This is a genomic window from Pedobacter suwonensis (genome assembly GCF_900111825.1).
GTDB classification, from domain to species: domain Bacteria; phylum Bacteroidota; class Bacteroidia; order Sphingobacteriales; family Sphingobacteriaceae; genus Pedobacter; species Pedobacter suwonensis.
Map to the genome: position 1 here is coordinate 1 of NZ_FOJM01000006.1, position 12,841 is coordinate 12,841.

The window sequence follows — 12,841 nt, forward strand, 5'->3', positions numbered from 1 at the left end:
ATACGGTGCTATGGCCTAGCTATACGGAAATGCATGATGCCGCATTCTGCTCATTAATAGGTAATTACAAAATAACGTCAATGGTAGGTACGAAGAATCTTTAATTGAAAGATTTGCTTCGCAAAGCCTAAGGGTTCTTCACTGCGTTCAGAATGACAATGTAGGTTATCTAAAAATATTTGTGTTCATACGGTAGGATTTGAAATCGGGAGTAATAACGCTGTTGGTCGGGTTTATTTTACCAAGGGTAGAAGCACTATTTAGCCATTAAACCCGATCGGAGCGGGATGCCGATTTTTTCAATCGGCAGAAGCGGGAGCGGGGCTGTTTTAACCTAAAAGCTACTGTAACTGCTTTCCAAAAAAGATCAAACCCTTTGTTTGCGAACACCATATTTCGGATAAATCTATAGCTCTTGAAGAGTTGTCAACTTACTGGCGAAACGGCTATTAAAAGTTGACAACTCCGTTCCTATACAAACTGATTCAATACCAGCACGCCTAAAATCCCTAAAACAGAAACCAGACTTTCCATCATGGTCCAGGTACTGAAAGTTTCTTTAAGGCTAAGGTTAAAATATTCCTTAAACATCCAGAAACCGGTATCGTTTACATGAGAGAACATTAAACTACCGGCACCGACAGATAATACCATTAACTCTGGCGATGCGCCGGGGCCAATTAAGGGAAGTACCATACCCGATGCTGTTAAAGCAGCCACCGTTGCTGAACCCAGGGTTACCCGAAGTGATGCCGTAATTAACCAGGCGAGCAGTAATGGCGATAAATTTAAACCTCCGGTAAGCTGTTTCACCGTTTCGCCCATACCACTATCAATCAGGATCTGTTTAAAGGCACCGCCTGCGGCAATAATCAAGATGATCATGGCAATGCTTTTCACTCCTTCTGCACAAGATTCCATAGCTTTTGTAATAGAAGTTTTTTGGAGTGCCAGCGCAATAATAACCGAAATTAACAGGGCCGCGGTAGGGTCGGCCAAAAATGTAAACAGCGGCTTACCAATATAGTCTATCTTAATACTGCTCCCAATAGTTCCGGCAATGATTAAAAATACCGGCAGCAATGCGGTAATAAAACTTCTTGAGGCAGAGGGAAGATTTTCTTCTTCATTAACGCTAAAGTTGTGGACTGTTGCTGATTGATCCCGTTTAAGAATTAATCTCGGAAAGTAAATTCCGGCAATAACCGCAATGGGTACGCTTAAAGTTAATCCATAAATTAAAGTCTTACCAATATCGGCATGGAAAATTCCGGCTAAAGCGACAGGACCGGGGTGAGGAGGTAAAAAACCGTGGGTAACCGAAAGGGCCGTGGCCATCGGGATGCCAATATATAATTTTGATAGCCCCGTTGCTGCTGAAATGGCAAAAACCAAAGGGATTAACACCACGAAGCCAGCATTGTAAAATAATGGAATCCCAACCAATAAACCAGTTAACAGCACAGCCCACTGGATATTCTTTTTGCCAAACGCGCCGATTAAGATGAAAACGATCTTTTTTGCCGATCCGCTATCTTCAATCAATTTCCCCATCATCGCGCCAAGGGCCAAAACCATTACCATGCTGCCTAAGGTACTGCCAATTCCGTTGCTAATGGAGTTCATTACTTTCGTGGCGGGCATTCCTAATAAAAGACCTGTAATAATTGCCACAGCTAGTAAGGCAATCATAGGATTAATCTTTTTTAAGATCAATACAAAAAGCAATAGAATACCGAAAAGCAGGATCAATAATGACATTTGGCTAGAAGTATTTGGTAAATGTGATTAAATATAGGATTTTAACCCCAGCTATTTTTTAACCATAATGGTTCTTCCGGTAACAAGGTTAAATTCGTAAATGCGGTACAGGCCATCATCTTTTATTTCTATGCTTTCTACCAGGCCGGTTTTGCTGAAAGTATCGGTAACCATATCTCCGATTTTCACATCCTGAAGAATATCGTTGGGCGTATCGCTGTTTAATCTGATCATAAAAGTAAAAGTATCGATTATTCGCAAAACATGTCAGTTTTTTTAAACAAGTGTATTAAATTTTGATTCGATGTGGTTTCTGGCTTGTTTTTGAAACTCTTCTGGTGTTTGTTGCGTCTGTTTTTTAAAAAAACGGCTAAAGTATGGCCTGTCTGAAAATCCAAGTTCGTAGGCAATCTCTTTGATGGTTTGCTCACTGTGTATAATTTTTCGTTTAGCTTCCAGTATAATGCGGTCGTGAATGATCTGCATGCCGGTTTTGTTTAGTTTTTCTTTTAAAATCTGGTTCAGTCGTTTAGAACTGATACCGATTTTGCCCGCATAAAAATCAGTATTTCTAACCTGTTGGTAGTTGCTTTCGAGCAACATCAAAAATTCATAAACCCTTTTTTGCTGTACATCATGGCTGGTAAATTCATGTTCTTTAACTTGTATCAATTTTAATAAAAACACCTTTAACAATGCCTTCGTAATAATGAAATTGTTGCCTGCTTTCTGGTATTCATCTTCAATTAATCTGTAAATGCTGCTCAGCTCTGCTGCTGTTTCTGTATTGAGCCTCAGGCACGAAAATTCGCCCTGAACATTAAAGATTTTGAACAGATCAAGCAAAAATTCTTTTTCTTCCCCTTCCAATACAGATCTTTTAAATGAGATTAATACCCCATTTTTGCCTGCCTTATTAAGCTGATGTACACGGTAAGGCGGAATCAGATAAATCCAATCACCTTTGCTGTCAAATTCGGATTGTTGCAGGGCGTGTAAAGGATCTTCATTTTTAAGCCAAACAATTTCAAAGAATTCTTTTCTGCCCGGATCGTTGAGGTAGCTGGGCGGGCAATTGCTTAAATCGCGGATGTAAATAATAGCCCTTACCAGATGCGTGCTTTCTGTTGATAAACTCATGATGGTTAAAGTTAAAAACTTAAATTCTTAGCGATTGGATTAAATGATAATTGTGGTGGACTATTCGGAAAAGGTGCATTGATTATGGCTAATGTATGACTTTTTTTTGTTAGGATTTCCAAATTGTCCCATATAAATGGCGGAATGTATAATCCTCGTTTTAGCTGGCTACCATACCTTTGAGCCATTAATGTAAAGCAGAATGGAATCAAAAGAATCAGTAGAAATGATCAATAATGAAGTTTTGACAGATGAGCTGGATAATCAGCAATTGGCTTGGGATCTGCAAATGAACCTAGATAAGATTATAGAAGAAAATACACAATTGGCCAAAAAAGTACAGTTAGATCAGCTTATTCCTTTTATATACCATATCCAGCATGCGAAACGGATTTTTATTACAGCTGCAGGCCGTTCGGGTTTTGCAATGCAATCGGCCGCTATGCGTTTGATGCACCTTGGGCTAATCGTATATTATGTTGGCGATACCACCAGTCCGGCCATTGGCACCAGCGATTTATTGATTGCCGCATCGGGTTCCGGAACAACCGGATCGATTGTAAAGGCTGTAGAAAAATCGATTGAAGCAGGTGCAAATGTAGTGGGCATTACCACCAATGCAGAATCAGCTTTGGCAAAATTATGCAATCACCTTGTTTTGGTTCCGGCCGCAGAGAAAGAAGATCAAAGTAAAAAGGTATCTACCCAGTATGCCGGAAGCCTTTTTGAACAATTTCTGCTTCTGCTTAATGATGCCGTTTTTCAGTCGCTTTGGAAATTAAGCGATCAACCTGCAGAAGAACTCTGGAAAAGACACGCCAATCTCGAATAACAATTTAGTTAATTATTATATATCAATACCATCATGGCAAAATTACAAGTAGCAATAGATTTATTAACAACGGAAGAAGCACTGGCATTAGCAGCAAAAGTTGCGCCTTATGTAGATATTATTGAATTGGGAACTCCTTTGATCAAAAATATGGGTTCGACGGTGATTACCGCAATGAAAGCAGCACATCCTGACAAACTGGTATTTGCAGATTTAAAAACTGCTGATGCGGGTGAACTGGAAGCTGATATCGCATTTAAAGCCGGTGCTGATTTAGTAACCGTAATGGGTGCTGCAGGAAATGCAACCATTATTGGAGCCGTTAAAGCCGCAAAAGCGCATGGCAAAGGCGTGGTTGTAGATACAATTGGTTATCCTGACCGGGTTAAAAGAGCACAGGAAGTGACCGCATTAGGTGTAGAATTTGTAGAACTGCACGCTGGTTTAGATGAACAGTGGACGGCTGGTTATTCTATCCAGGTTTTAATTGATGAGGCTGCAAGAGCTGGTGTTCCGGTTTCAATCGCAGGTGGGGTAAATATCGAAAATGTTGCTGCTGTTATAAAAGCAGGAGCAATGGTAGCCGTTGCAGGTGCTGCCATTTATGGCGCTGAAGATCCGGCTGCAGCCGCCAAAGCACTTCGTGAGGCAATTGATGCTGCATAGGCCAGGTTCATGAAGTAAAGGTTTTTAACCACAGATGCGCCTAGATCAATACGGATTTTTATAACAGTATTTATCTAGGTGCATTTTTTTTATCTCGCTAAAATCTGGTAAGTTTTGGTTAATTGATATTTAAAATTTGTGTTAATCTTGTTTGGTACAAACCAATAGCAGTATCATCTCACGGAAAAAAGTTACTATGATATAGTTTAGGTTGAATTAACTTTCCGTTCTTAAAATCTTAATGGTGGCTGGTTCAAAATACTTCTTGTACTTAACACACCTGTAACCACTACGAGCAATACAATTGAACCGAACAACAATAGGGTTGGCACAAGAGGAGGTATAAAGGCCGCATCGAAAGTATAATTAGCCAATGTCCAGCTCCCGCCTATGGCCAGAATTAAACCAGCACCTGCCGCAAAAGCACCTAAAAAGAAATATTCAATTGCATTTATTGCTAAAATCTGCTTTCTACTGGCGCCCATGGTCCGTAATAAAATACTTTCCTTTATCCGCTGGTTTTTACTGGTTAATACCGAGGATATTAAAACAATCCATCCAGTTACCATGCTAAAGCCAGCCATAAACTGGATTACGAAACCAATTTTATTCAGCAATTCATCCACTAATTTTAACACGAGGTCTAAATCAATCACAGAAACATTGGGGAATTTTTGAACCACTTCTCCCTGAAAACGGGCTGAAACTTCGCCTGATGGTACCCTGGTCATCAATACATGGAACTGCGGTGCCTCTTCCAATACCCCGGCAGGAAAAACAACCCTGAAATTGGTCTGCATCCTGCTCCAGTTTACTTCCCTTAAACTTCCAACAATGGTCGGGATCATCATGCCCTGAACGTTAAAAAGGATTTTATCATTCAGCCCAACATGAATTGATTGGGCATAACGCTGATCCAGTGAAATATAAACCGTTTGATTGGGTTTTATTCTTCCGGTCCATTTGCCTGCTGTAATTTTCTCTGCTGCCGTTAAAGTATCCTGGTAAGTAGCCCTGATCTCGTTTCGGTAAGCTCTTCTGTTATTGGTATCTGCACTGGCTTTCTTACCATTAATCTCCTCAATGCGCATGGTAATTACAGGCACCTGGTTCATTAACGGTAGTTCGAAAGCTTTGGTTAAACTGTCTAATCCTTCCTTCTGCGTGTTCTGGATATCGAACATCACCATATTTGGCTGATTGTTGCCGGATGAAAGTGTAACACGACTCATTAATATGCCCTGAACAAAAAATAGGGTGCAGATAAATGCAGTTGATAAACCAATAGAAACCGTGAGCATTAAGGTTTGGTTATTCGGGCGATAGAGGTTGGCAAATCCCTGCCGCCATAAATAACCGGATGAGTTGGGCAAAAGCTTTCGCACCAGAAACATCAAAATTTTAGACAGTACAATCAACAGTAAAAAAGCAACGGCAATACTGGCGGTAAATACCAGCGTTTGCAGCCATGTTTTCATCTGCAAATGGGTAAAAGCCATAATAAAGGCTGCCATCAGCAAATACACTACCCAGGTTAGCGGATCTCTTTTCCCTCCTGCTTTTTCAAAAGATATCCGGATGGCATTTAATGGCGAAATTTTCCTAACGGATAAGAGCGAGGGGAGGGCGAAAAGGACTGAAATGATCAACCCCAACAAAATACCCTGGCCTACAGCCGGCCACGAAACCTGTATGGTAATTTCGATCGGTAGAAAATCTTTTAACACCAACGGAAGTAAAAACTGTATGCCCGTGCCCAAAGCAGACCCTAATACTGCAGCAATTAAGCCGATAAAAAATACCTGTATCAGGTAGATTAAAAAGGCATGACGGGATTTTAATCCTAAACACCTTAGCGTGGCAATGGCACTTAATTTTTCCTGGATATATACATGGATGGCACTACCCACACCAACACAACCCAGTAGCAAAGCAATAAAACCAGATAAGGCCAGAAAGCGGTTTACATCTTTAAACGATCTTCCGGTCTGCTCTTTTCTCGATTCTACGGTATCGGCATCAAAGCCTTCCTGTTCTAATTTACTGTCGTTCTTTTTTACCCACTCATCTATTCCCGACGGATCGTTGTACCTGAAATAAAATTTGTTATTGATCCGGCTTCCGGTTTTGATCAGGTTGGTTTTGTCGAGTATTTGTAGGGGAATATACACCGTAGGGGCTATACTGGCACCAATGCCCGTTTGTCCGGGTGCTTTGGTTAAAGTGCCCAAAATGTTAAAATTAAGGTCTCCTATTTTTACAGAATCGCCAACTTTTGCGTTAAACTGCAGCATCAGGGTTTGATCTACCAAGGCATTTCTTCCGGTTTGAAAGTGCCTGGCTGCAGCCAGCGGAATGGTTTCTATGGTGCCATAATAAGGGTAATTTCCCTCCAGAGCCTTCATTTGTACCAAACGGCTGCCTCCACCTTTCTGAAAATAAATCATGGAGGCAAAAGTTTTCTCCTGCGATCGCTCATCGCCAAGCGTATCGAGCATTTTTTGCATGGCTTTGCTTACACCTTTACGGCTATCTAAAACCAGATCGGCCCCGGTAAGTTCTTTTGCCTGTGCATCAATATCTTTTTGCAGGTTATCTTTAAACGAATAAACGGCAACAAGAGCGGCAATGCCCAAAATGATTGATGAGATGAAAAGCAATAAACGCGCACGGTTTTTCCGGCTATCACGCCAGGCCATTTTAAACAGCCAGGAAAACGGAACAGATTGTTTTGGAAGGCTATTGGACATAAGCAGGGTTTTCGTCTGAGATGATGATGCCACCTTTAATTTTAATGTTTCTTTCCGTTCTGGCAGCCAACTCAAGGTCGTGTGTTACGATGATCAAAGTGGTTCCGGCATCTTTGTTTAAATCAAATAGCAATTTGATTACTTTTTCACTGGTTTCGGCATCGAGGTTTCCGGTAGGTTCATCTGCAAAGAGCACGGCAGGTTGGTTCGAAAATGCCCTTGCTAACGAAATGCGCTGTTGTTCTCCACCTGATAATTGAATGGGGTAGTGATGCGAACGGTCGGCCAGTCCAACTTTATCCAGTAGTTCTAAGGCATGTGAACGGATGTTTTTTGCACCTCTTAATTCTAAAGGAACCATTACATTTTCTAAAGCGGTTAATGTAGGCAGCAACTGAAAATTCTGAAAAATAAACCCTACGTATTGATTTCTAACGGCAGCGCGCTGATCTTCGTTTAATTTTTCGAGTGCAATTCCGTTCAGTTCAACCGTTCCATTGCTGGCCCTGTCTAGTCCGGCACATAAACCTAGCAAGGTGGTTTTTCCGCTTCCCGATGGACCTGTAATGGCTACCGTTGAGCCGGCAGTTATCGAGAAATTAATATTATCCAGAACGGTGAGTTCCCGTCCGGCACTCTGGTAAATTTTGCTTACATTTCGGATGTTCAATATGCTTTCCAATAGCTGAATTTTTAGGGTTTGCGTATAGGTTTTGCCAAACATAACGGGGCACTGCCTGTTAAGATAATTAGATACAGATTAATTAGATATGTTACGAAAACGATTAATGGGGCTATTTGTTTTGAGCCTTGTGGTGATAAGCTGCGGAAACCCGCAAAGTAAAAACAATGCGGATAAAACTTTAGATTCAACTGACCAAAAGCAGGCTGCTGTGGCAACCAAACAAAAGAATATCCTTTTTTTCGGTACCAGTTTAACTGCAGGTTATGGGCTCGACCCGACAGAAGCTTATCCGGCATTGATCCAAAATCGGATTGATTCTTTAAAAATGCCTTATAACGTAATTAACGGTGGTTTAAGTGGCGAAACTTCTGCTGGCGGAAAAGCGCGGATTGACTGGTTGCTTAAACAGCGGGTAGATATTTTTGTACTTGAACTGGGCGCTAATGATGGGCTTAGGGGATTGCCCGTTGCGCAAACCACTAAAAATCTTCAGGCCATTATCGATCGGGTAAAAGCTAAATACCCGAATGTTAAGATGGTATTGGCGGGTATGCAGGTTCCACCCAATATGGGAGCAAAATACGCTGCAGACTTTAAAAACATGTTTCCTGAACTGGCAAAGAAAAATAAAATGGCCCTCATCCCTTTTTTATTAGATAAAGTTGGCGGTGTTCCTAAATTAAACCAGGCTGATGGTATTCACCCTACGGCAGAAGGCGATAAGATTTTGGCAGAAAATGTTTGGGTAGTGTTGAAGGATTTATTGTAATTTTTAACCGCAAAGGAAGCAAAGAGTAAACGCAAAGTGCGCTAAGTTGGGGGTATGTTTAAGTAATGTTCAATGTTCAATGTTCCATGATTTCAGTGTGCTCGTCGCAAAAAAAAAGCTGCAAATTTATTTAACTACAGAGAATATGAAGAGAAAGCACGGGGAAACGAGTTAAGTGTTGGCGACTGATTTTAAGCGTTTTATTTAAGCGATTTTCTTTATCTGCAGCCAAAACTATATATTTGCTATATATTTTGGCTGCGGATAATTTTTTATCTACAGCCAAAATTATATTTTTATCGTATGTTTTGGCCGCGGATAAATTAATGCATTTGCTGATTAATTAAAAGAAAATGGAATTGCTCATTGGAAGAATTGCTGAAAGAAAAATACTCGAAGAGGTACTCGAATCACCTTCATCAGAACTTTTAGCCATCTTTGGCAGGCGAAGGGTTGGAAAGACCTTTCTAATCCGTTCGTTCTTTAAAAAACAACTTATCTTCGAACTTTCGGGCGTTCATAATGCAAATGCTACGGAGCAGTTACTTAATTTTAGCAGGGCGATGGCAGAGGCTTTAGGTTCCCGATTGGCACCTGCAACACCAAAAAACTGGACGGAAGCCTTCTGGCAACTCAGAGAATTTGCAACGCCAATACTCAAAAAAAGAAAAGCGGTAATTTTCTTTGATGAATTCCCTTGGCTAAGCTCGCATAAATCAGGTTTTCTTTCTGCATTTGAATATTTCTGGAATCAATGGGCATCACAACAGCCAAATTTAATTGTGGCCATCTGTGGATCTGCTGCCACATGGATGATCAAAAAAGTTGTGAACAGTAAAGGAGGTTTACATAACCGGCTGACGCGAAAAATACGTCTTTTACCTTTTACATTGCATGAAACGGAACTGTACCTTAAAAAAAATAATATCTATCTCGACCGTTACCAGATCTTGAATGTTTTTATGGTAATGGGCGGTGTGCCCCATTATTTAAAGGAACTTAAAAAAGGTGAAAGTGCAATTCAGGCTATCGACAGGCTTTGCTTTACTAAAGATGGCTTGTTGTCAACAGAATTTGTAAACCTTTACCGCTATCTTTTCGAAGCCGCAGACAGGCATATTGCCGTAGTTAAAGCACTTGCTGATAAACCATCGGGATTGACAAGAAACGAAATTATTGCCGCTTGTAACCTAAAAAGCGGGGGAACTACGAGTATCTTACTTGAAGAATTGGTAGAGTCTGGTTTTATTACGCCATATCTGCCGCTCCATAAAAATGCCAATAAAAGCATTTATAAACTTAGTGACGAATACAGCCTTTTTTACCTCAAATTTATCGAACATTCCAGATCTACCGGCGCAGGTACATGGCTAAAAAAATCATCTACATCTTCCTGGAAAAGTTGGAGTGGCTATGCTTTTGAGGGTATCTGCATGAAACATCTAAGTAATATTAAACAAGCATTAGGTATTGCTGGTGTGTTTACGGAAACTTCAGCCTGGCGAGATGCACCAAAAACGGGAAACGGTACACAGATCGATCTATTGCTCGATCGTCAGGATAATGTGATCAGTGTATGTGAAATGAAATTCTCCAATACCGAGTTCGCAATAGACAAAACCTATGCTGCCGAGCTACAGTACAAACTTGATGCTTTCCGCCGGGAGAGTAAGACTAAAAAAACACTGTTTTTAGCAATGGTTACAACACATGGTATTAAGAGTAATATGTATGCAACTGGCTTGGTACAAAATGAGGTTACTATGGATGATTTATTCGATATTTAAGGGAAGGATATCAGAACTCCTGCCTAAAACTTTTAAGTGTGCCATCATCATTAAACTGTATATCGAAACGATCACGGGTACCGTTGATACTTCTGGGAAACCAGCGCATATCGTTATCCCAGATAGAAATGTAGACTGAATTAGTTGGCACAGCCCCCTCAATCTGAGCTGCTTTTTCATTATAGATTTTGATTACCTTCCATGCGTCTTCAAAATGCATTCTGCTTAAAGGGAAGGTTCTGCCTTCAATATCTCTGGCCAATACGGGTTTCGGTAAAGACCATTCCCCATCCCGATATTCATAAGCATCGGCATATTGGAGGTTTACAGGGTGCCGCAACATTATATTTATAGCGCCATTATCGTAAAAATGAACAGATTGATATACGATAATTTCTTTGTTACGGTATTGAGGGATTTTCTTTAACCGTTCTTGTGCTAATGCCAGTTCAGCAGGACTTAATAATCCTTTTTTAGTTTTTACTGTAGATTTTTCTGTATCAATGGTTTTAAGCCCGCCTTCTTCCAGTTTCATCTCTTTTAAAAACCGGTTTATCCTTCTCTTTATTTCTTTAGCTGTCGCCGGGCTTTGTTTTAGTTTTAACAATTCAATGTCTTTGAACATCTCTTTTGTTTTGAGCTCCATTTCAGATATATCGACGGTATCATCGTTTTTAACAGTAATTCTTTCTTGCTGGCGCTCTATAGAGGTGTTAGAAGATGATTTTGTAATGCCTTTAGCTACGCCATTTTGTTTAAAACTGTTTTCTTTATTATATCTTACTAATGAATCGTTTGGTTGAAAGGTTTCATTTATACTTTTGGTAATTTGTTTGCAACTCAAACTGAATAAGCCGAGCAGCAAAACCAGGCCATAAATTTTTCTGAAATTTTTCATTAAAATTCTCCTTTAAGTTTGTTAAGATCACTTTCAAAGGCAATTTTTTGTGGATTCTCGTTCAGGTAAAAAATAGAAAAACTCGGCTGTTTAACACTATCCAGGTCTAGCAGATCTACAATTTTTTTGATGTTTGCCCGGTGCTTCCGGTTAAACTGATCGGTAAATTCGAGTTCAAAATCAACCATCGGCTGCTCGTTGATATACGTTCCGGTCTGGCTGACTTTGAGCAGCCTGGCAGTAGTCTGCGTACCTTTAAATTTAATCAGGAACAATTGATCTGGTTTACCGATAAATTTTTTAGCTATAAAAGCACCGAAAGCACGATAAAGTAGCAGCATAAAGGCGCAGGTTAATAAAGGATGGCCGATTCCCATGAAACGCCAGCCCATACCCATGCTTTCTAAATTGTAGGAATAAATATAATACCAAACAACAAGGGAGGCAAAAGTAAGCCAGGTCAGGCTGGTCAAAAATATGGTCATTTTTTTAATGCTTACCACTGTAGAGGCAACAATAAAATAAGGAACGTTTTTTACTTCCTTATCTAGGAGGATGCCAATGGTTTTGCCCGCTTCGTATCGGCGTTCATAAGGTCTTGCATCATTTACGATGGTTTTTTGCATAATCAGGCTGCCCGACAGATTTTTAAACTGCAACGTAAGTTCATAGGTGTCATAGGCAGCGTCAGTTTTATGGATTTTTGTGGATTCTAATATCCTGGCCTCCCTCGGTTCTCCGGTGGTTTTAAGTTTTTCTATATTACGTTTAATCGAAAAATTGCGGATTACCCATTTCTTGAAATAACCAATTAACAATATTGCCCAAAATAGTACAGATATGGCCAGTATCGAAAGTGAATACCATGGATTGTCGGTTATTACGTTGGGTAAGCTATCGTCCCTGGTGCTGTAATAGATGAACATGGGGAACGGAATAGCGAAAAACAGCATGTAAATTATCCAGAATATCGAAAGTCCTTTGTTCATGTTTTTTTATGTTGGCCAGATTAAGATTTTATCATATTTAATTAGGACGTTTGAAGCGCTTGTTTATCATTTGCTTCGATGGATGATTTTTTCAATTTCCGCTAAAACTTCTGTTTCAAAAGCTGCCTGCCTGATCTGACTTTTGCGGCTGCTGCCAAAGGCTTGGCTAATGGCAAAGCTTTTGCCAAATTTATTCTGTTTATGTGATAAGGCATAGTGTAACAGCCCATCTTCCTGTACATGGAGGATATATACATCCTCGAAAGCCATAATCTTGCGGGTAAGTAAACCGGGGATTTTTTTATAGACTTGCCCAGTGTACTGGTCGAAAATATAGGTGACATTAAAATGGAAGATAAAATCGTAAAGTGCTGTTAGTGTCGTTACAAACCCAATGGCCATTACGCCCCAGAACGTATCCCGATAGAGGTTTAGCATAGGCGTTATAACAAATATTACTACCGAAAGGAACGAAAAAAATAAAATTTTGCCTTTATAATCCCGTTCAGGCTGAAAACTTAGACGTCCACTTTCAGTTTTTAGATTATATCCTGTCATAGTTAG

12 protein-coding genes are annotated in these 12,841 nt (G+C 40.2%); 4 read left to right on the forward strand and 8 right to left on the reverse strand.

The features are described 5' to 3' along the window. Positions 1-471 precede the first annotated feature (471 nt). The 3 genes from BM107_RS08815 to BM107_RS08825 are packed head-to-tail and all read right to left on the reverse strand — an operon-like array spanning position 472 to position 2,901. Positions 472-1,761, reverse strand: coding sequence for a gluconate:H+ symporter (locus tag BM107_RS08815; RefSeq protein ID WP_090982388.1), 1,290 nt, complete (start codon positions 1,759-1,761; stop codon positions 472-474). 51 nt (positions 1,762-1,812) lie between these two features. Continuing rightward, the gene (locus BM107_RS08820; protein ID WP_090982390.1) at positions 1,813-1,995 is read right to left on the reverse strand and encodes a hypothetical protein; all 183 of its coding nucleotides are present in this window, start codon (positions 1,993-1,995) and stop codon (positions 1,813-1,815) included. A gap of 42 nt (positions 1,996-2,037) precedes the next feature. After that, positions 2,038-2,901 (reverse strand): helix-turn-helix domain-containing protein, encoded by an 864-nt coding sequence (locus tag BM107_RS08825; protein ID WP_090982392.1) that lies wholly within the window; start codon positions 2,899-2,901, stop codon positions 2,038-2,040. A 202-nt stretch (positions 2,902-3,103) separates the two neighbouring features. Between BM107_RS08825 and hxlB the strand changes: the two genes are divergently transcribed. Further along, positions 3,104-3,733, forward strand: a complete 630-nt coding sequence (gene hxlB, locus BM107_RS08830) for a 6-phospho-3-hexuloisomerase (protein WP_208864364.1) — start codon at positions 3,104-3,106, stop codon at positions 3,731-3,733. Between the two features lie 33 nt (positions 3,734-3,766). Continuing rightward, a complete protein-coding gene (hxlA, locus tag BM107_RS08835) occupies positions 3,767-4,399 on the forward strand; it encodes a 3-hexulose-6-phosphate synthase (RefSeq protein ID WP_090499369.1) in 633 nt (210 codons plus the stop codon). A 230-nt stretch (positions 4,400-4,629) separates the two neighbouring features. On the opposite strand, the gene BM107_RS08840 is transcribed toward hxlA, so the two are convergent. Beyond that, positions 4,630-7,149: an ABC transporter permease gene (locus BM107_RS08840; RefSeq protein WP_090982394.1), complete on the reverse strand. Its 2,520-nt coding sequence runs from the start codon at positions 7,147-7,149 to the stop codon at positions 4,630-4,632. Beyond that, positions 7,139-7,873: an ABC transporter ATP-binding protein gene (locus tag BM107_RS08845; RefSeq protein WP_244278773.1), complete on the reverse strand. Its 735-nt coding sequence runs from the start codon at positions 7,871-7,873 to the stop codon at positions 7,139-7,141. Before BM107_RS08845 ends, BM107_RS08840 begins: the two co-directional genes overlap by 11 nt. Before the next feature lie 46 nt (positions 7,874-7,919). Between BM107_RS08845 and BM107_RS08850 the strand changes: the two genes are divergently transcribed. Beyond that, positions 7,920-8,603, forward strand: a complete 684-nt coding sequence (locus tag BM107_RS08850; protein ID WP_090982396.1) for an arylesterase — start codon at positions 7,920-7,922, stop codon at positions 8,601-8,603. 353 nt (positions 8,604-8,956) lie between these two features. Continuing rightward, positions 8,957-10,390, forward strand: coding sequence for an AAA family ATPase (locus tag BM107_RS08855; protein WP_090982398.1), 1,434 nt, complete (start codon positions 8,957-8,959; stop codon positions 10,388-10,390). 10 nt (positions 10,391-10,400) lie between these two features. On the opposite strand, the gene BM107_RS08860 is transcribed toward BM107_RS08855, so the two are convergent. The 3 genes from BM107_RS08860 to BM107_RS08870 form a co-directional block, all read right to left on the reverse strand. Next, complete coding sequence (locus tag BM107_RS08860) at positions 10,401-11,288, reverse strand: hypothetical protein (RefSeq protein WP_090982400.1); 888 nt, start codon at positions 11,286-11,288, stop codon at positions 10,401-10,403. Next, on the reverse strand, positions 11,288-12,277 hold the full coding sequence (locus BM107_RS08865) for a hypothetical protein (RefSeq protein ID WP_090982402.1): 990 nt from the start codon (positions 12,275-12,277) through the stop codon (positions 11,288-11,290). Before BM107_RS08865 ends, BM107_RS08860 begins: the two co-directional genes overlap by 1 nt. A 66-nt stretch (positions 12,278-12,343) precedes the next feature. Further along, positions 12,344-12,835: a hypothetical protein gene (locus BM107_RS08870; RefSeq protein WP_090982404.1), complete on the reverse strand. Its 492-nt coding sequence runs from the start codon at positions 12,833-12,835 to the stop codon at positions 12,344-12,346. Positions 12,836-12,841 lie beyond the last annotated feature (6 nt).